Below are 18742 nucleotides of genomic sequence, written 5' to 3' on the forward strand. Positions count from 1 at the left end.
GTGACGCGCTGGCGTCGGGGGAGCTCGGCGGTGACGCGGTGCAGAGCGCGGGGGATGGTGTCCAGGTAACATCAACGGGATGTATCAGCTGGCGGCCTGCTCCTGGCGCGCACCTTATGGGTCTTATGGCGTATAGCGCTGGGTCAGGCGGTCGATGACCACCGTCGCCGAATACAGGGGCTCCAGGGAGCTGCTAGTCAACCTGACGCTTCGGGAGTTGCGCTCGAAGTACAAGAGGTCGTTCCTCGGCTGGACTTGGTCGCTGGTCAACCCGCTGGTCAACACCCTCGTCTACACCGTCGTCTTCCTCGACTTCTTTCACGCTCACGCTGTAAAGGGCAGCCCGAGCGGACTGACGATCTACTCGCTGTACCTGCTGTGCGCGATGCTGCCGTTCAACTACGTGCAGAACACGGTTATGGGCTCGATCGGCAGCCTGATCGGCAACGGCAACCTCATTAAGAAGACGTACTTTCCCCGCGCCCTGCTCCCAGCTGCGACGACCCTCTCCAACCTGGTATCCCACGGCATCGAGATGGCCCTGCTCATCGTCATCCTGCTCGCCTTCGGGCAGTGGCGGGTACTCCCGTTCCTCCCCATCGTGGTGCTGCTGATGGTCGTCAACGCAATCTTTGCCCTTGGCATGGCGCTGATGTTCAGCGTCCTCAATGTCTATTTTCGTGACATCGAGCATTTCATGGGGATCTTCTTCCTTCTGTGGTTCTACGGCACGCCGATCATCTATCCCCTCACTCAGATCGGCCACCACCCTGCGATCATGACGATCCTCAAGATCAACCCGATGACCGACATGGCCGCCGCTTTCCGGGCGGTGATGTATAGCGGCACTTGGCCGCCGCTGCTTTCCACCGCCTACTTCGTGGCCTCCGCCTTCGTTATGTTCGGCATCGGCTACGCCGTGTTCTCCCGCATGGAAGGCCACCTAGCGGAGGAGCTGTGACCACCATCGGCGTCTCCGCCGACAAGGTCTCCCTCAGGGCTCCTGCTGGTCCGCGAGCAGAACAACTCGCTCGAGGCGATCGTTCTCCGGCGCCGGCGGGTCTTCGCCTAAGCTAAGACTTCTTGGCGCTCAAGGACGTGAGATTCGAGGTCGAGTAGGGCGAGACCTTTGAGTTGGTCGATGGAGTTAGCGGCCCGGTTCCGCGGGAGCTGCCCCGCCGACAGAACGTCTACCTGAACGGCGCCATCCTCGGCGTCAGCTGGAAGCATCTGCACAGCCGCTTCGACGAGATCGTCGACTTCGCCGAAATCGAGCAGTTCATCGACGAGCCGGTGAAGAACTACTCGTCGGGCGTGTACGTGCGCCTCGGCTTCTCCGTGGCGATCAACGTCGTCCCTGCGGTGCTCCTCGTCGACGAGGTCCTCGCGGTCGGCGACTAGGAGTTCCAGCGCAAGTGCAACGAGAAGCTCGCGCAGCTCTAGTCCAACGGCAAGACCATCTTACTAGTCTCCCACGAGACCATTTTACTAGTCTCCCACGAGACCATCGTCCTAGTCTCCCACGCGATGGCCAGCGTGAAGAACATCTGCGACCGGGTGGCGTGGTTTGAGCACGGCGAGCTGAAGGAGATCGGCGAGCCCCGCGACGTCATCGAGTCCTACACCGGGGCGGTGACCGTCGACCGCCACACCGACGAGGCCACCGACGTCGTGCGCTGGGGTACCGGAGAGGCCCTCATCGAGCGCGTCGAGCTGCTCGACGCCGACGACCGACCCGTCGAGCGGGTCCCGACCGGCGCCCCCGCCGCCATGCGGTTCCACTACCGCACCGAGCAGCCGGTCGAGCGTCCGGTGGTCTGTGTCAGCATCGACACCATCCAGGGCGTCCAGGTCACCGGGCCCACGATGCGCGACTCGGATTTCGTCCCCGACAAGATCGACGGGGAGGGCTACATCGACATGCGCTGGGACCGCCTGCATCTGCTGCCGGGCACCTACGACCTGAGCGTGTCGCTGCGGGACTACACGCTCATGCACATCTACGACTTCCGGCCCTACATCATGCGCTTCGACGTGGACCGGGGGATCATCCGGGAGCAGACCGGCGTCGTGTCGCTCGACCCGACGTGGGACCACCACCAGCCCTGAGCTGGGAGGATGACCTCGGACAGGGGAGTCACAAGCTTCCTCGGTCCTCGTGTCAGTCACGCCGCTCCGTTCACCTCCACCCGCTCGAGCGGGGAGCTCGACAAGGCTGCGGTGAGGGCGCCACCGCTCAACGCTCGCCGGGCCAGTTCGGAGTCGAAGAAGTCGGCGACCGCGGCGTCGAGAACGGGTGTCCAGGCCGTCCCGCCGGCTATCGGCGGGAGGTGGTCCGCTCCGATGAGCGACACGTACCAGACCGGTGCATGCACCTGTGCGAACACCGTCTCGCTGGACGTATAGGGGACCACGCTGTCGGCGGTCCCCTGCATGAGGAGGAGTGGCGGCCCGCCGGAGATCACCGGCCGGTCGATCGGGTCGGGGGCATCGGAGAACACCGCACGCACCCGGCTGTCCGACAAGCCCACCTCGTAGCCGACCTCGAGGGCCACGTCGGCCCCGTCGCTGTGCCCGGCCACCCCGACTTCGCCAGGCGCCACATGCAGCCCTGCGGGGTCAGCGGAGAGCGAGGAGATGACAAACGACACGTCGGTCGCCTCGTTGACCAGGTCGGCGCGGTCCAAACCGTTGCCTCGTGACGGGTCCTCAAGCGGGAACGACGGGGCGGCGACCACGTAACCCGACGAGGCCAGCTGCGACGCGAACCTCGCATACGTTGCAGGGCCAACGTCGTAGCCGTGCACGAACACCACCAGCGGCCACGGACCGGCCGCCGTCGGGTACCACACGGTGGTCGGCAGGCTCCTCGATGGTGCCAACACGACGCCGTTGCGAACCAACTTCCGGCTCGCGTCGTTCAAAGGCAGCATCACCGAGGTCACCGGAAGGTTGCGCACCGGCACTGTGCTGCGTGGCGACGACGAACCGGTCGAAGTGGGGCTGACACTCGGACTGGCCTCGGTGGTCGACGGTCCTGCCGGTTGGGTGGACCCCGGCGGCATGGGTGAGCCCTTCGGGCCGGGCGAGCGCGACGACACGACACGCCGGGAGGTCGGTTGAGTGGATCGCCACAGCACGCCGCCTCCGATCGCTCCGGCCACGAGCAGTCCCGTCACGAGCAACCCGGCGGCAGTTCGCCGGCGCCGGATGCTCCGCCGGCGGCCGGACGACCCGCTCAGCACGAAGGCAACTGGTTGATGTCGTATTGGGTGTTGACCCACTCGTCTGGCACGTACCCGGTCACCCCGTCGTAGGTGACCTGATCCCAATAGCTCTCGGTGCCATAGGGGCCGCTGATCGGCTGCCCGGTCACCTTGCACGCGACCGGCACCACCGGGTCTGCCGGGCCCGGGCAGCCGAAGATCCCGCCGCCGTACGAGGTGGAGACGATCTCTGCGAGCGGGGTGCTCGACGTGCTCGGCGCCGACCACACGTGCACCGTCGCGGTTACCTGGTAGACGTGATCGGGCCGGAACGGCTGCCCGTTGTCGACCGGGGTCGGGCCGCACTGGCTCGGATTGGCGACGTAGTTGGACGACATCTCCGCCGACGACGAATCGAACGTCGTCGTGGGGGGCGTCGGCGTCACTGACCCGGTGTCCCCGGTAGTCACGGTCGTGTCCGTCGTGTCCGTGGTGCCTGTCGTAGCCGTGGTGTCGGTGGAGTCCGTAGTCGGTGCCGTCGCCGCGGTGTCAGGGGCCACGTAGCTCGCCGACCCGCTCTGCGAGGCGACCAGCCCGCCCGCCGCATGACCCACCGCAGCGACGATGGCGATCGCCGAGACGATCCCCAACGCCATAGATCCCAGGCCGCCTATCGCGAACGCCCACCAATACCGGACTGACCTATATCCTCGCTCCCGGGCCAGACGCGAATGACGGATCGCAGGGATCAATCCGAAAAGCCCAAAGAACAACGTCACCAAGATGGTTGGGGCCAGGCTCGGCAGGCCTTCCCGGGCGCCGACCGGGGGCGGCGGCGGGGTCTCCTCCCTCGGGGCAACGTCGGGGAATGGCGCGCCGCAGGAGGTGCAGAATCGCTCGCTCCCCTTCCGGGGATGGCCGTTGCCACAGGCTTCGCGCATCGCCGACCCGCACCGGCGACAGAACGCCGTGTCGTCGTCCGAGTGGTGCCCCGCCTCGCAGACTCTCATCCCTGGTCGCCCTCCTTCGCCCGACGTCCGAGCATAGGCGACGAGCATCTTCGCTAGGGGCTGCATTGCGTCCTGCGCACCTGGTCCTACGTCGCAGCACGCTTGAGCCGATGAGCCCGGAGAGGCTCGTACACCGGATGCAATGGTGCAATACTCGACGCCAGATCATCATCACCGGGGAGGGGCATGATCACCGACGGGCGCTGCAATTCGTGCAGCTCGACGACGGCCACGACGGACCGGTTCTGCCCTCGATGCGGCACTTCGCTGTCTGCGGCGGGGTCCGCCTCGCGCGTCGAGCCACTTGCGGACCCGAGCGCGGCGCGAGAGGCGATCGGTGACCTGGCAACATTGTGGCTCGACCGAAGGGCGCGCCACTTCACGGCGGGGGCCCTCGAGCGTTTGGCCGATGTCCTGGCACCAGGCGCAGAGATCGAGTCGCTCGCCGTGGCCCGCAACGACGCAGGAGGAATGGGCCTGCTCGCCCTGGGAGCCGACGTGCTGTGGTGGGCACCGCTCGACGACGCGGCTCCGCAGCCTCTCCCACTCGACTCCATCACCCGCCTTCGAGCCCACGGTCCCCAGCCCACGGTCCCCAGCCCACGGCCTTCCGGCTCGCGACTTCCGGCGGGGAGGTGCATCTGACAGAGGTGAGCCACCCTCTTTTCGTTGAAAGCGTCGCAGACGCTCTGGCGGACGAGGCGTCCGCAGAGTGGTGTGACCGCCCTCTTGCAACGATCAGCGACGGATCCGCCGTGCGGCCCCCGCAGATCGACGACGCAGGACGTGCGGTCTGCCCATGGTGCGCAGAGCCCATCCGCCCCGAAGCAAAACGCTGTCCGCATTGCCGCAGCGCTCTGCACCCTGACGCGATCGACGGAACAACCAGCGCAGGCGCAAGGGGGACCAATGGGTTTGCCATCGCCGGTCTCGTGTGCGGCCTGGTCGGTGGCTGGTTGTTCGCTCTGGTGTTCGGCTACGTCGCCAAATCACAGATCGCCCGACACGACGGTCGCCAGAGCGGCTATGGAATGGCCACCGCTGCCATCATCCTCGGATGGCTGGAGGCTCTTCTTACGGTCGTTCTTCTCGGTGTCCTCATCAGCTTCACCACCAGGTAGAGACAATCGCGCTCGGCGGCTAGGATCGAGCACTGCAACGATGAGTGAAGGGGCGAGATATGGGGAACTGTTCGACCTGTGGTGCCGTTGCACCGTTGGACAGCCGTTTTTGCGGTGCCTGCGGCACAGCGATTACGCCGGCTTGTCCCAAGTGCGGAGCTGATGTGCCGGGGGGGACTCAGTTCTGCGGCTCCTGCGGCACCAGCCTTGCCAACGGCGCAGCGGCAATGCCGGCACCGATGCCTCCCCCGGCACCGATGCCTCCGCCGACACCGACTGCTGCGGCTGCGGCTGCGGCTCCACCTGCTTCGGCGGCTGCCGAGTCCATCTGGTCTCCCCCTCCGGCTACCCCGTGGGCCGGAACTGCCGCTGGGCCGACACCTAGCTACGGCTCGAACCCTGCGCCGCCTCCGCCGCTTTTCGATGCGACACCGCCCGGACCCCCACCCGGCTACAGCGCGATCGGGGCCATCCCTTCCCACCCCGCCAAGCCGGCTGCGGTGGCGGGGTCCCCCGCCGAGTGGAGCACCAGGGCCGTCGCCTACCTCATCGACTTCGCCGTCCTCGCTGTCCCAGCGCTGTTCTTCTTCATTCTGGGCTCTGCGGTGTCGGCGATCTTCCTCATCCCTTACTACCTGTACGCCATCGGTGCAGGCGTCTTCCTCGCGGTCCAGGTCGGATTCTCGGGCGCCTCGCCTGGCATGCGGGTCATGGGCTTGCGTTGCATCAGCACCCGGACCGGCGAAGTGATCGGCGGGGGAATGGGGTTCGTGCGGGCCCTGTGCCACGGACTCATGGCGATTCCTTGCGGCATCGTCTTGATCGTCGACCTTCTCTTCCCCCTCTGGGACGCACAGCGCCAGACGCTCGCCGACAAGATGGTGTCGACCACGGTCATCAACGTCGCCAAGCAGCCGTTCTCACTTCTCCCGACGTCGATGGGCAAGCCGGGCATGCCGCCGTGGATAGCCGGCCCGCCGCAGCGCTAGTCCTTGCCAGTGCCGGTACCGCCGCCCTCGTAGCGGCGGCCGTCGCCGACCCGTGGCAGCCAGGGGGACTGATGCCGCCGTGCCCGCTCCACGCGCTGACCGGCCTTTGGTGCCCCTTCTGTGGGCTGACCAGGGCGGCGTGGGCGGTGGGACATCTCCGCTGGCGGTTGGCGATGGACGCGAACCCGTTGGCGCCGGCCTATCTGGTCGGTGTCATCGTGTTCCTGTGGGTGTTGGCCGGCGGTCCGACACCGAGAGTGCGACTCGAGCTGCTACGAGCCGGCCGTTGGCTCGCCAGCGCAGGGGTGCTCGGTTTCGCCGTCGCCCGCAACCTGCCGGCGCTCGCAGTCCTCGCCCCGCACGGTCACCCCTGACCCGCCTCAACTCTCCAGGAATCGTTCGAGGCCGGCGGCGATCGCCGCGGCAGCGCGCGCTTGCCATGCCGTCGACGACACCAGAGCGGCGTCGAGAGAATTCCGCATGTTTGCACACTCGATGAACACCTTCGGGACCGTCGAAAGGTTCGTGCCGCCAAGGTCGCCGCGAGGCTGGATCCCGTCGATCCCGTCGTATGAGCTCACCTGCTCACCTGTGCCTGCGCCGAACGCATCACGCAGGTCAGAGCCAAGGACTCGGGAGGCGCTGACGATGGCGTCGTTGGGACCGTCGGCGACTGGGATGAGGATGGCGTACCCGCGCCCTGACGCAGGGCCGCCATCGGCGTGAATAGACACCGCGGCGTTGGCGTGGGCCGCATTGCCGATCGCAGCGCGTTGGGTGACGCACGGCCCGACGCCAGTGTCAGTCGACCGGGTCAGAACCACCGTCGCTCCCTCCGCTCGGAGGTCGGCCGCCAGGTAGGAGGCGACGTTGAAGTTGAACCGCGACTCGCTGTAGCCGGCGTCGGTCTCGGCCCCGGTCGTGTCACAGGACTCCTCGGACCGGCCGTTGAAGATCGGGGCGTTGATCGTGGAGGGTTCGGTGTAATTGGCACCGTTGTGGCCGGGGTCCAACACCACGACCTTGCCCGAGAGAGGCCCCGTCGCGGCGGGGGCCAGGGTCACCGGACCGCCCGCCGGCTGGACGGGTATGAGCGGCGGCGCTCCGCTGAGCACTGGGGCCGGCGTCGTCGTCGTGGGCGCAGGGGCGGGTGCACTCGGCGGCGCAGCTACTGGCGCAGTGACCGTGGCGGTGCTTGCCGAGGGACGGGGCGTGGTCAGGGGCGCGCTAGCGGTCCGAGAGCCGCCGCAACCGGCGGCCGTCCCGGCAGCGAGCAGAGCAATCACCACTAGGCGGCGGGTCAGAAGTCCCCCGGCTGGTAGGTCTGCTGGTTGTACTGGGCGGCAACGGGGTTCCACTCGTTGACAAAGGTGGTTTTGTCTGCGGTGGCTTGCGTCGAGGCCGCCAGGCCGTTCTGGTAGCTGCTGTCGACCGTCGGGTCGGTCCCGCACTGCGCTGATCCTGCGGCGATATCGGCCATCCACGCCGAGAAGTCTTGGTCGGCTTGCACCGAGTCGTTCATGGCCTGCTGCAAGTCGCTGACCATCTGCGCGCCGCCCGGTAGCTGCGATGCGTCGAGGGAGCCCAGGTCCTGCAGGACGCTCTGGCGGGTTGCGATGATGCTCGCCAGCGACGCCTGGCCAGCCGACGGCGACTCGTTGCAGGACTGGACGCCGTTGATGGCGGCTTGCACCCCTGATCTCACCTGGGCACTCCTCGACAGGTCGGCCGCGACGGACGACACCACCTGGCCGGCCGGAGGTGACGGGCTGGTGGTCGTTGTCGTCGAGTCGGCGGTGCCGATCGCCGGGTCGCCCCCGCTGGGCGTCGAGGTGCCAGCTGTCGGTGAGCTGTAGGCGCCTACCCCGGCCGGGACTTGGACGGAGTAGCTGTTGGCACTATGGGCGGCGACGACGAAAAGAGCGACCAACAACCCGACATAGAGGGCCGTCGTCGCAGCTAAGATCCCCCCGAAAGCCCACCAGTACCGCCCCGTCGGGTAGCCGCGCTCGTGAGCCATCCGGGAATGGCGGATTGCGGGAATCAGGCCGAACAGCCCGAAGAAGAACGTGATCAGAACCGTCGGCGTCAGTGACGGGCGTGAGTTGGGACTCGGCGAGAGGCCCGCTGGCGGACTGACCGCTGCTGCGAAAGGTGGCGTCGTCGGAAGTGCCGGCGGGAAAGGCGATGCCGGCGAGGGGGGCGGTGCCGGCGGGAGAAGCGGTGCCGGCGGCTCCCCGGGAGGTGCGAAGCGACGGAAGGCCGGCGACACCGTCGTCGGGAAGTCGTCCACTTCCGGTTCCATGCCTCCTACAGGCGACCACACAGCGCCGACCGGGGGCGTTGGCTGCCCGGCCGGGGACCGCCCGGTGGGCGTCCCGCAGGTGGTGCAGAAGGCTTCGCTGACGCTGAGGCGGTGACCGTTCACGCACGCCGCAGCCAGAGGCCCGCCGCAGGTGGTGCAAAAGCGGGCGTTGCTGTCGGTGGTGTGCCCGGACTCACAGACCTGCATCGCTGCTACTTCCCGGCGCCATGAGGACTCGTGCGGTGGCGGCGATACGGGTGAACCCCGCAACCAACAGGTCAGCCAGTGCCACGCTCGGCGAGGAGAAGTTGAGCAACACCACACTCACCCCGTCAATGCTCCAAACCGGAAAGGTCTGGACGAGAACTGAGATCTCTCGCTCGGAGACGAGAGGGACGCGAGGCACGACCCGGGGCGCGTACACCTCGTCGCCAGCGGGCAGTACGGCATTAGCGTCGACCATAACGGCCACCAACGCTGCCCTCATCGTGGCGAGCAGGCCGCCTGCGTCGTCGGTGAGAGGCACCGAGAGCACCGCTACGAGGTCAGGATCGAAGGACTCCACTGAAAGAAGTCGGTCGACCTGCTCTCGGGCTGCACCGACCGTCTCCCGTTCGACTTCCCGCAGCGCCGGTTCGATACCTCGGAGATCGAGGACAGCCCATCCCTCCGGGAGGGTGATCTCCAAGCGGAGCGGCTGGTACGCCGCAGTTGTTCCCGTCGTCACGATCAGTCCCCCGTGACGTTGTTGATCGCGGCTTGCAGGCCACCGGTGTTGTAGCTGTCGACCGCTGAGACTGCGTTCGAGAAACCTCCGATTTCTGACGAGATGGCCTGCCCGTCCGGTGAAGATCCCCCCGCGACTCCCGCCAACACGCCAACACCTCCACCGATTGCGTCGACATAGTCGTGGTGGGCGAGGTCCACCACCACTTGGTGGCCGCCGGTCACGAAGTCACCGACCTTCCCGGTCAGGTCCAGAGCATTGCCGGCCAGCACAACGCTGGCGTCCGAAACGTCGGGCAGGGCGGCATGGATCGCATCGCCGACCACCCCCGTGTCAGTGACATTTGCAACGACACTGATGCCGTCTTCGGCCAACGTCCATCCGCTGGGCTTCTTGGCACCGTCTGCCATCTCGAGCGCATCACCTTCGAGGACGGTTACCGACGAGGTAGCTGCTACTAGGAGCGCAATCGGTGCAGCAACTTCGCCGACGACCGGGATGACCGCCAGGATCGGCGCCGCGACTGCAGCGACGGTGCTCACCACGTGCATCACGTCGATGTAGTCCTTGAACGCCCGGCTGTTGACCACCTCGTGTTGGGCAACATTGACGTCGTGGATCGCATGGCCGGTGTCAGTGCTGACCGCCTTCCACATGCTGCCGAACCACGACCCACCCTTCTGCGGCCGGTTAGGGGTCACCGAAGCGCCAACCGCCGCAATTCCACCCGCGACCAGAGCGGTCAGGGCGTAAGACCCTCCGGCCGCCCCACTGGCCTCGCGCTGCTGGGTGGCGTTCGCTGCGAGCGTCCTGGCCGCAGCGCGAAGCGCTCCGGCGGTCGCCGCCAGCCAGGGTGAGTACTGGCTGTCCCACGCCCGCCGGAACTCGTCGGCGCGCTGCCCCTGCCAAGGCGCAGTGTGCACGTGGCTATTGAGCGCGCCGCGGAGCGTGTCTAGGCGGGTAGCACTCGAGATGGACTCGAGAGCGAGCTGGTCCAACCCATCGGCGTCTGCTCCTAGCATCGATCCCACATTCGACCCTTTCTCTCTGGGTTGGACCTGACCCCGCCGGCTCAGGAGTTGGACGCCTGCTCCTGCTGGCTCGCGTTCTGCTCGGCGGCTTGCGCCGCCTCTGTGAGGGCGTTCATCACCGCGTGGAGCTGCGACACGTGCTGGCCGTTCCACTCGCCGACGAAGCGCTCCCGGTCAGGCCCGACCCAATGGGCGTTTTGCAGCTGGGTGGTGAGCGACTGGGTGAGCTGCTGGATCTCGCTCGACGCATTGCGCATCTGGGCGGCGAGGCTGCGAACAGCGGAGGGATCGAGTCCGAGGAAACTCATCTGATTGGTGCTCCTTCATTGTTGGTTGGTTGATGGTGGTCGTTGATTGCTGATGTTGGTTGTTGACGGTAAAGGTTGGAAGGTTGGGTGACAACGGGGACCACTCCCCGCTGACCGCGGAGACGCCCGGCTACTCGGTGGTGACCACCTGGACGATCGCCGGCTGCGACCCGCGCGACACGAAAAGTCCCCGCCCGGACGGGAAGTCGCTCTTGCGGACCTTCGGGAAAGCTGCGCCGAGCAGCGCGCCGTCGAGCTGGGACGGCTGGAGGACGATGCCGGTGCGCCCGTTGCGGAGCATCGACAGCAGCGGGTAGGAGCCGTTCAGGACAGAGGTTTCCGCCTCGGCGACGACCAGGTGCCCGTCGGCGAGCACCAGCTTCAGCATCTCTTGCATGGGGTAGTCGGCGGCACCTCCGACCAGGTCGGCCAGCCCCTCGATCACTACTGCGACGGGCACTGAAGAGTCGGCGATGGCCTTCGAGACGGCCGGGGCGATCTCCGCAGCCTGGTCCGGGCCGAGGGCGCAACACTCCCAGCCCCGGTCCCCGGCCAGCGACGCCCGCCGGCCTCCGAAGTACATGAGCCGGACGTCGGGACGCCACCGTCGCAGACTGGCGACGACGGTGGCCAGGGCGGTGCTGCGACCGCTGCCCCGCGGCCCGGCGATGAGGAGCGTGCCTTCCGGCTCGAACGCCACCGGTCCGAGGGTCTCGCCGGCAACGGCGAAGACCGGCTTGCCGCCCACGTCGCTCGGCGTATCGAGTATGTGAATACGTTCGGCGAGCACCCCGACCGCCGGTGCTTTCGAGGCACCTGCCGCCTGCATCTCGGCCGCCATCTCGTGGATGGCCTGCGACTGCGCCATCACTTCGGGGCCGTCGGACAGCATCGCCACCTGCAGCTCCGTCGACCCGATCAGGCCGCGCCCGGGAGGGGACGACTCGGTGAGCACGTCGGAAGGCACGCCGAGGATCCCGTAGTCCATGGGATCGGCAAGGCGGAGGACCAGGCGCCGCTGGATGTGGGAAGCCAGCGCAGAGGGCAGCGCCCCAGCGCGATCCGCCGATACCACGACGTGCACGCCCACCTGGCGGCCGTCGGCGGCGATTCGGATCAGCACCTCGAACCAGCGGGCGTACTCCCCCACCTCGTAGGCCTGCCGGAACGCCGCCATGCCGTCGAGTAGTAGGAGCAGCCTGGGCTCGGTCCGGTCGCCCGACTGGGCTCTGTAGTCGGTGATGGTCCCGGCCCGCACCTTTCCGTAGCGGGCCGAGCGCTCCTCGATGACGTCGCGGAGCATGCCGAGGAGGCGGGCCACTCGCTCATGGTCGGTGCCGGCGATGACGCTGCCCACATGTGGGAGCTCCTCAAGCATCTGCAGCCCGCGGGCACCGAAATCAAGCCCGTAGATCTGGCACGGACCGCCTCGATGGGTCAACCCGGCAGCTATCGCCAGTGTGCGCAGGAACGTGCTCTTACCGGAGTTGCCGGTGCCGAAGACGGCCAGGTTGCCGTCGGTGTCCGGGTGGAACGCAATGACCGGCTGGTCCTGGGAGGCGGGGTCGTCGGCGACGCCGTAGACCAGTTCGTCGTCCCGCCGGCGGGTCGGCAGGCGGGCAAGGTCGTAGTGGCCGGCGAGCTCTGGGAGCCACGGGACCCGCGGGCGCTCGACCTCTGCAATGCGGCTGGCCTCGTTGATGGTCACGACGAGGCGCTCCATGTCCGTCGGGCCCGAAGTGTCCGGCCTGACCGTCAGCTCAGGCGGCAGGGACCATTGCGTCGGGCTGTCGAAGCCGAGGGTCTCGACCTGCACCTCGGGTTGGGTCGGCGCCCCCGCCGAGCGGCCACCCACGTACGCCGCCTGGAACGGCACCAACGCCATCGGACCGGTCTTCGACACGGCCCGGCCCGGGCGCGACGGGTCGAAGGTCGCGGCCATTTTGGAGCCGATGACGTCCGAGCTGTCCTCCTCGTCGGCCACCCGCAGGGCCACGCGGAGGTTGGTGTTGGCCCGGAGGTTGCCTTTGATGACGCCTGCCGGCCGCTGAGTGGCGAGGATCAGGTGCAGGCCGAGGGACCGGCCGCGCTGAGCGACGTTGACCACCCCGTCGACGAAGTCCGGGACCTCCTGCACCAGCGCGGCGAACTCGTCGACGACGATGATCAGGCTCGGCGGCGCGTCGGTTTCGCCGCGCCGCTCGAGCTCGACGAGGTCCTTGGCCCCTTTGGCGTTGAGGATGGTCTCCCGGTAACGCAACTCGGCTGACAGCGATACGAGTGCGCGGCGCACCAGGTGGGGGCTCAGGTCGGTGACCAGGCCGACGGTGTGAGGAAGGTCGACGCATTCACTGAACGCTGAGCCTCCCTTGTAGTCGACGAGGAGGAAAGTGACCCGCTGCGGGCTGTGGGTGGCGGCCATCGACAGGATCCACGACTGGAGCAGCTCGCTCTTCCCCGACCCGGTGGTGCCCCCGACGAGGGCGTGGGGTCCGTGCACCCGCAGGTCGAGCGCGTGGGGGCCGGCGGCGGACTGCCCGACGACCGCCCGCAGGGTTCCCGGTCGGGGCTCCTCGGCGACGTGTGCCCGAGGGCCTCGCACGAGCGACGCGCTCTCGTTCCACCGCCCGATGACCGCCTCCGGTGCGTGGGCCAGATCGGCGGATGCGAGTGACAGCCAGGACACGCTCCGCGGAAGGTCGCTCTGCGTGTCCTCACCGGCTGCGGCGTCGACCAGGGGAGACATGCGGCGGGCCACCTCTTCGGCCTCGGCTCCGTCGAGGGTGTCGAGCGCGAGGGGCGTCACCTCCGCGGCCTGGACGACAAAGCCGGCAGCCGCCGCTCCCTTGGAGCTCAACGCCTCGACGAATGTCCGGCACACTGCCGGCAGGCGGGACAGGTCGGCGGCGAGCCACACGACGTGGATGCCGCCAGCGCTACCCGCCTCCGCTAGAGCGACAGCGCGCGCCCGGTCGATCGGTGCGTCGTCCTCGACGAGCAGCAGCGTGTGAGCGGCGGCTCCTGGCCTGGAAGCGGCCTCGCCATCTCCAGGGGCGCAACGTTCGAGCAGTTCCGAGATCAGTGCCGCACATCCCGCCTCGGTCGTGACGAGGGAGGGGCCGTCGACGGGAGCCCGCCCCGAAAAGCAGTGCGGCAACCATTTCACCCACTCCCAATCCGCCACAGTGGACGCCGAGGCACAGACGGCGATGGATAGGTCTGCCGGCGAGTGGAGCGCGCCAGCCTGGACGAGAAGCGACCGAGCAACGCCGGCGACCTCATGCCGTGGGCCGGCGACACCGATGGCCCCGCCACTGGCGAGGTCACCAACGACGGGCACCCCGTCCACGGTGGCGAAGGGAGCGACGGCCTCGCGTAACTCCTTCCAGAGGGCTCGGTTGTTCTGGCGCCCCTGGGGCAGCTCCACCTTGGAGCGCGACGGGAGGCGACCGAGGCCGAGCCGCAGTTCCAGGTAGCCGGGCAGATCGGGATGGCGCGACCAGAGCAGTGACGAGCGGTGCTCGCCGGCAGTGACGCAGGCGGCGACCGACGGTGTCTCCTCCAGCCTCATGGCGACCTCGACGGCGGCTGCTGCGGTCGCCTCGGCGGTCAGGTCGGCGATATCGGAGCGGAACAACTCGACCAGCTCTCGGTAGGAGCGCCGACCACTGTTGCGGCCCTCCACGAAGTTGGCGATGAGAAGCAGCGGGCTGAGCGCCACGAACGCCAGTGACGCCACCGCATGGGTCGACAGGTAGATGACCAGACCCAAGATGAGCGGCGCGAAAAGGGGGAGGAGGGGGAAGCGCTGCCCTCTCGGCATGTCGGGCGGCTCCGGCCCGACGAGCTCGACACCGTCGAAGCGAGGGCTGACCCGGGGCGGCCGGTTGAACGCGATGGTGTTGGCCTCGGCCGGACGGCCGCCCGCGACGACCTCGACGGACAACGTGGTGTCCCCGACGGTGAGGGCGGTACCGGGTCGGAGGACCAGGCGGTCAACGGGCGACCCGGCCGCGACCAGACCGTTGGCCGATCCGAGATCGACCACCTCGGCGACGTCGGTGACGTGGAGCTTGGCGTGCTGGCGGGAGACCAGCGGATCGGTCAGCTGGACCTCGCATCCCCGCTCCCGGCCGATGATGCTGGTACCAGCCGGCACCGCGAACTCCCGCCCGATGTCGGGTCCTCCGACCACCCGGACGATCGCCGCTTCCCGCATCCGCTGAGACTTTGAGTCGTCCTCGGCGCGCGTCACCCGGACCACCGCACCCGAGCGAAGCCCGCTGTCGCTCACGGGCAGCGACCCCGGCAGCAGCGTGCGCCCTAGCCCCACCGCAAGGGTGTACGGGCCGCCCGGTGCGGCGCGCCCGGAAGGATCGGAGGAGGCGAGGTACTGCGCCAACGCGCCGACGGTGCTCTTCGGCTCGACGGTGACCATCAGGTCCACCGGCCTAGAGTCCCCAGCCCGCTCGAGGGTCAGCTTGAGTTTCATGCGCCGGCCGCCGGTTGCCGGGGGGGCCGCCCGAGCAGGGATGCCGGGCTCAACACTGCGACGAGCCGCCGTCGCCGGCTGAGGCCGGCGAGCAGCTCGGAACGGGCCTCGCCTACTGCAGACCAGTAGGCGACAACGGTGGAGTCGGGGGGCTCGCCGGGACCGAACACTGCTGCGTCTGCGGCGGCAGCCAGACCAGCGGCGGAGGCGCCCGCGAACTTCAGGGCCTGCTCCCGCCGGGTCACCCCGGGCGCGATCGGATGGCCTGCGTCTCGGGCGATGTCCATGAACTCCCGCCAACCACCGGATATCCGGGCACTGCCGGTCGGGGCCGAGCGGCGCCGACCCCGCCGGCGGGCCTTCAGGAAGAGGATCACACCGCACGCCAACGCGACGGCGAGCAGCAGCGGAGCGACCGTCGAGACGACCGGCGTGACCCAGGCGGGCAGTCCGCCGATCCCGTGGTGTGCGGCTTTGCGGTGCAGGAGCGACCGCCCGCTCGAGGGTGCCGCCGACGGCAGCGCGTCGTTTGGCGGCGGCAGGAGCACCGACTGCACCGGGGGCGACACGATCGGGGTGGTGTCGTTGTGGGGCTGAGGCTGGGGTACCTCCCGGGACGGAGCGCGGGTGGGGATGAAGGAGCTCGGGTCGACGGTGACCCATCCGAGACCTGACAGGGAGACCTCCACCCATGCGTGGACGTCGCGCCCGCGCACCACTCCCCCGGCTTCGGTGACCGCACCGAAGACCACCCGGGCCGGCACGCCGAGGGAGTTGGACATGAGCGCCATCGTCGCGGCGAACTGCTCGTCGTCGCCCACGATCTGGTGGCCGACGAGCGGTCCGCCGCTGACGAACTCAGTGAGGCGGCCGGTGTCGTGGCCTGGCAGGGCGAGAGGAGGGTTTTCGGTCCCGTTGGAGTAGCGGCCGTCCTCCTTCAGGTGCGAGGCCACGGCCATGACCTTGGCCCACGCTCCACCTGCGCCCGCCGCCCACTGACTAGCGGTGCGCTGCAGGAGCGTTGGAACCGTGGCGACGACCTGATCGGCACCCGCCGCCGCGTGGTCGAGCTCGGAGGCTGTGGGCGTGGGTGCCACGACTGCCCCGATCCGGTAGGTGGCGCCGGGGGTCGCACCGTTGACGTCGATGACGGTGCCCGTCGCTTCGTCGTAGCGCAGGGCCGCGGAGCGGGGCGCCGCCGTGGACTGCAGGGTGTCGAGGCTTCCGACCGCGGGCACGAACACCCCGCCGAGCGCGCCCATGGTGACGGTCAGCTCAGCGTGCTGGCCTACTGCGGCGGTGCGGATCGACGTGCCGTACTTCCTGAACAGGTCGGAGGCGGTGTCGCTGTCGACGCCGGGGGGCGCAGCGGCGAAGCCCCACACGGACCCGTCGTAGGTGTCCATGGTGGCGATGCGGACACGGGCTCCGGTGCGCAGCCCGCTCACCCGGAACAGCACGGCGTGGGCCTGGGATCCCGGGGTCCCGGCGGTGAAATGCCGGAACGAGGACAGCGGACTGGCGAGGGCGCTGGCGTCGAAGGGAGGCACCACATAACGGTTGAGCACCACCCGGCTGGTGCCCCCGCCGAGCAGCGGGCCGACGACCTGGGCCCCGAGCGCAGCGACCGCCAGCAACCCGGCACCGAACGCAACCCGGGAGCGACCTCGTGACACGCCGATGACCGCGGGAGCGAGTTGGTGGTGTCGGATGGCAGCCCAGGCGAGGCCCACCGCCGCGAAGGCCGTTCCCTGCAGGAGAAGCGACGCCGGGCGGTGCGCTCCGAAGAGGATGCTCAAGGCCAGCACCGCAGCGGGGGCGAGCAGCGGCAGGGCGGCCAGGCGGGTACGGCGCGCCGTGCTGTAGCTGGTGACCCCGGCTACGAGCCCCATCAGGTAGGGGAGAACCAGAAGGTCGCCGCTGCTGCCGACCGGGGGGGCGGTCGTCAGGAGCTGCTTCCATCCCCGCACCCCGACCGTCGCCAGCGAGTGCAGGCTCGAACCGCTCGGCACCAGGCCGCCCAGGGGGCCGCCGGGAACGGCGAACGCCCCCCCGAGCAGGAAGAACACCACCACTGCGACGGCGACCTCGGCGAGGACGGGTTGGCGGAGGCGGCCGGCGAGGAAGCTGATGGCCACTCCGAGCACCGCTCCGGTGAGGCCCACGCCCAGGTAGCCGGCGCCACCGTAGGCAGCATGGAAGCCGAGCATCCCGAGTCCGACCAGGACGATGGTGAAAGCGGCGTCGGTGGCTTCAGGCCTGGTCGGCGCCAAGGCCCCGGTGGCCTTGGCGGCCGGCGCCCCGGCGATCACTGTCACGAAGCAATCCCGAAAGCGAAGGCGGCTCGTAGGTCGCCGAGACTGCCGAGGACCATCAGGCGGCCGGTGCCGGCGTTGCTCATCGCAGGCGGGTCCCCCGGCTGGACCCGGATCAGCACCACTTGGGTGTCGGTGGGGCAGCGACGGGCCGCCTGCTGTAGCCGTTCTGCCGGCGCCGGCGAACCGCTGACGATCACCGCGAGGCTCGTGTCGTCGTTACGCGCCAGCACGCCGGTGACCAGCGCCGCGAGGTCGAGGGTGCCGGCGCCGAGCTCGGCTCGTGCGGCGGCGTCGAGGAGGACGTGGGGCGCCAGCCCGGCGCCGGCGTGGCCGCCAGCCGCGAGGACAGCCGACAGCCCGTCGCGCGTGGCCCGCTGCGCGATCGAGGCGGCTATCTCCATGGCCAGCTCGAATTCGTCGGCGTCGGCGTAGCTGCCCGGGTCGCCGTCGACCACGATCGAGATGGCGGAGCGGCGGGTCTCGAGGAACTGCCGCACGAGGAGCCGCCCGGCCCTGGCGCTGCTCCGCCAGTGCACGTGGCGCATCTCGTCGCCGGCCACGTACTCCCGCAGGCTGTGGAACGACAGGTCGCTCTGCGACACCTTGCTGGTGGTCAGCCCCTCCAGGTCGTGGAGAAGCCCTGAGCCGAGAGGCTCGAGTGCCACCGTGCGAGGGTGGACGATCAGCTCCGTCCGCTCGTCCCACATCTGGCGCCGGCGGAGCAGCCCCAGCGGGTCGCCACGCACCGAAGCAGCCGGTCCGATCGGGATCACGCCCCGGCGGCTGGTCGGGAGTATGAACAGCTCCTCGTGCTCGGCTGCGTTGCCCATCGACGGCACGTCGAAGGTGGCAACAGTGGCGCCCACCGGCAGCTCGACCCGGAGGGGCAAGGTTCTGCGGCGGGATGGATTGGTGACCACCAGCCGGGCCGCCGCCGGCGAGCCCACGGTGGTCCTCGGCGGGTTGAGTACGACCTCCGTCTTCAGCCCCATCCGTCCCAATGTCGTGCATGCGGCCAGGGCTGCCAGGAGCAGGCAGGTGGCCGCCAGAATGTCGAACTCCTTCCACCCGAGCTGCCGCCCAACGACCCACGCCAGGATCCCGATGGCGATCACCGACCACCCGAGCGTGGTGACCGCCTTCAGCACCTGCGCCTTTCGGCGTGCCGCGGCCACCACCGATAGGGCGGCGGCGCTCCCTTCAGCGCTGGGATCGGAGACGGTCGCAGTCATGGT

The 18742-nt window shown here is 68.8% G+C and carries 17 protein-coding genes and 1 pseudogene; 8 read left to right on the top strand and 10 right to left on the bottom strand.

Going from position 1 to position 18742, the window contains the following annotated elements; translation table 11 throughout:
* The first annotated feature begins 154 nt into the window (after positions 1–154).
* From K6U06_RS14530 to K6U06_RS14540, 3 genes are all read left to right on the top strand, one after another.
* Positions 155–961 (top strand): ABC transporter permease, encoded by an 807-nt coding sequence (locus K6U06_RS14530; protein WP_262322666.1) that lies wholly within the window; start codon positions 155–157, stop codon positions 959–961.
* A 173-nt stretch (positions 962–1134) separates the two neighbouring features.
* Positions 1135–1401: a hypothetical protein gene (locus tag K6U06_RS14535; protein WP_262322667.1), complete on the top strand. Its 267-nt coding sequence runs from the start codon at positions 1135–1137 to the stop codon at positions 1399–1401.
* 126 nt (positions 1402–1527) lie between these two features.
* Positions 1528–2109 (top strand): Wzt carbohydrate-binding domain-containing protein, encoded by a 582-nt coding sequence (locus tag K6U06_RS14540; RefSeq protein WP_262322668.1) that lies wholly within the window; start codon positions 1528–1530, stop codon positions 2107–2109.
* Positions 2110–2165: 56 nt separating this feature from the next.
* Here the strand turns inward: K6U06_RS14540 and K6U06_RS14545 are convergent, their stop codons facing one another.
* On the bottom strand, positions 2166–2852 hold the full coding sequence (locus tag K6U06_RS14545; protein WP_262322669.1) for a chlorophyllase/cutinase-like alpha/beta fold protein: 687 nt from the start codon (positions 2850–2852) through the stop codon (positions 2166–2168).
* Between the two features lies 1 nt (position 2853).
* On the opposite strand from K6U06_RS14545, the gene K6U06_RS14550 reads away from it, so the two are divergent.
* Positions 2854–3123 carry a hypothetical protein gene (locus K6U06_RS14550; protein WP_262322670.1) on the top strand — a complete coding sequence of 90 codons (270 nt, stop codon included), beginning with the start codon at positions 2854–2856 and terminating at the stop codon, positions 3121–3123.
* Positions 3124–3238: 115 nt separating this feature from the next.
* Here K6U06_RS14550 and K6U06_RS14555 read toward each other — a convergent pair whose 3' ends face one another.
* Complete coding sequence (locus K6U06_RS14555) at positions 3239–3862, bottom strand: hypothetical protein (protein ID WP_262322671.1); 624 nt, start codon at positions 3860–3862, stop codon at positions 3239–3241.
* Positions 3863–4971: 1109 nt separating this feature from the next.
* On the opposite strand from K6U06_RS14555, the gene K6U06_RS14560 reads away from it, so the two are divergent.
* The 4 genes and pseudogenes from K6U06_RS14560 to K6U06_RS14570 all read left to right on the top strand — a co-directional run bounded on the left by K6U06_RS14560 (position 4972) and on the right by K6U06_RS14570 (position 6700).
* Positions 4972–5337, top strand: coding sequence for a DUF4190 domain-containing protein (locus K6U06_RS14560; RefSeq protein ID WP_262322796.1), 366 nt, complete (start codon positions 4972–4974; stop codon positions 5335–5337).
* A 59-nt stretch (positions 5338–5396) separates the two neighbouring features.
* A pseudogene (locus K6U06_RS24725) lies at positions 5397–5540 on the top strand (double zinc ribbon domain-containing protein); the annotation flags it as partial.
* Between the two features lie 297 nt (positions 5541–5837).
* Entirely contained in the window at positions 5838–6326 is a 489-nt protein-coding gene (locus K6U06_RS14565; protein WP_262322672.1) for an RDD family protein, read from the top strand.
* On the top strand, positions 6299–6700 hold the full coding sequence (locus tag K6U06_RS14570; RefSeq protein ID WP_262322673.1) for a DUF2752 domain-containing protein: 402 nt from the start codon (positions 6299–6301) through the stop codon (positions 6698–6700). Before K6U06_RS14565 ends, K6U06_RS14570 begins: the two co-directional genes overlap by 28 nt.
* 6 nt (positions 6701–6706) lie before the next feature.
* Here K6U06_RS14570 and K6U06_RS14575 read toward each other — a convergent pair whose 3' ends face one another.
* From K6U06_RS14575 to K6U06_RS14610, 8 genes are all read right to left on the bottom strand, one after another.
* On the bottom strand, positions 6707–7390 hold the full coding sequence (locus K6U06_RS14575) for an N-acetylmuramoyl-L-alanine amidase (protein ID WP_262322674.1): 684 nt from the start codon (positions 7388–7390) through the stop codon (positions 6707–6709).
* Positions 7391–7626: 236 nt separating this feature from the next.
* The gene (locus K6U06_RS14580) at positions 7627–8346 is read right to left on the bottom strand and encodes a hypothetical protein (RefSeq protein WP_262322675.1); all 720 of its coding nucleotides are present in this window, start codon (positions 8344–8346) and stop codon (positions 7627–7629) included.
* 478 nt (positions 8347–8824) lie between these two features.
* Positions 8825–9319 carry a hypothetical protein gene (locus K6U06_RS14585; RefSeq protein ID WP_262322676.1) on the bottom strand — a complete coding sequence of 165 codons (495 nt, stop codon included), beginning with the start codon at positions 9317–9319 and terminating at the stop codon, positions 8825–8827.
* A gap of 41 nt (positions 9320–9360) precedes the next feature.
* Positions 9361–10014, bottom strand: a complete 654-nt coding sequence (locus tag K6U06_RS14590; RefSeq protein WP_262322677.1) for a hypothetical protein — start codon at positions 10012–10014, stop codon at positions 9361–9363.
* Positions 10015–10430: 416 nt separating this feature from the next.
* Positions 10431–10697, bottom strand: coding sequence for a WXG100 family type VII secretion target (locus K6U06_RS14595; RefSeq protein WP_262322678.1), 267 nt, complete (start codon positions 10695–10697; stop codon positions 10431–10433).
* A gap of 130 nt (positions 10698–10827) precedes the next feature.
* Positions 10828–15189 (bottom strand): FtsK/SpoIIIE domain-containing protein, encoded by a 4362-nt coding sequence (locus tag K6U06_RS14600; protein WP_262322679.1) that lies wholly within the window; start codon positions 15187–15189, stop codon positions 10828–10830.
* Positions 15186–17507, bottom strand: a complete 2322-nt coding sequence (locus tag K6U06_RS14605; RefSeq protein ID WP_262322680.1) for a transglutaminase-like domain-containing protein — start codon at positions 17505–17507, stop codon at positions 15186–15188. Before K6U06_RS14605 ends, K6U06_RS14600 begins: the two co-directional genes overlap by 4 nt.
* Entirely contained in the window at positions 17504–18739 is a 1236-nt protein-coding gene (locus K6U06_RS14610) for a DUF58 domain-containing protein (RefSeq protein WP_262322681.1), read from the bottom strand. The genes K6U06_RS14605 and K6U06_RS14610 overlap by 4 nt, the downstream gene beginning before the upstream one ends.
* Positions 18740–18742 lie beyond the last annotated feature (3 nt).

It is taken from the genome of Acidiferrimicrobium sp. IK (genome assembly GCF_025499425.1).
Lineage (GTDB): Bacteria > Actinomycetota > Acidimicrobiia > Acidimicrobiales > Palsa-688 > Acidiferrimicrobium.

Excerpts from the sequence above, each read along its gene's own strand:
- K6U06_RS14530 (WP_262322666.1), top strand. The coding sequence starts at position 155 with ATGACCACCGTCGCCGAATACAGGGGCTCCAGGGAGCTGCTAGTCAAC.
- K6U06_RS14540 (WP_262322668.1), top strand. The coding sequence starts at position 1,528 with ATGGCCAGCGTGAAGAACATCTGCGACCGGGTGGCGTGGTTTGAGCAC.
- K6U06_RS14555 (WP_262322671.1), bottom strand. The coding sequence starts at position 3,862 with ATGGCGTTGGGGATCGTCTCGGCGATCGCCATCGTCGCTGCGGTGGGT.
- K6U06_RS14580 (WP_262322675.1), bottom strand. The coding sequence starts at position 8,346 with ATGGCTCACGAGCGCGGCTACCCGACGGGGCGGTACTGGTGGGCTTTC.
- K6U06_RS14590 (WP_262322677.1), bottom strand. The coding sequence starts at position 10,014 with ATGTGGAAGGCGGTCAGCACTGACACCGGCCATGCGATCCACGACGTC.
- K6U06_RS14595 (WP_262322678.1), bottom strand. The coding sequence starts at position 10,697 with ATGAGTTTCCTCGGACTCGATCCCTCCGCTGTTCGCAGCCTCGCCGCC.
- K6U06_RS14600 (WP_262322679.1), bottom strand. The coding sequence starts at position 15,189 with ATGAAACTCAAGCTGACCCTCGAGCGGGCTGGGGACTCTAGGCCGGTG.
- K6U06_RS14610 (WP_262322681.1), bottom strand. The coding sequence starts at position 18,739 with ATGACTGCGACCGTCTCCGATCCCAGCGCTGAAGGGAGCGCCGCCGCC.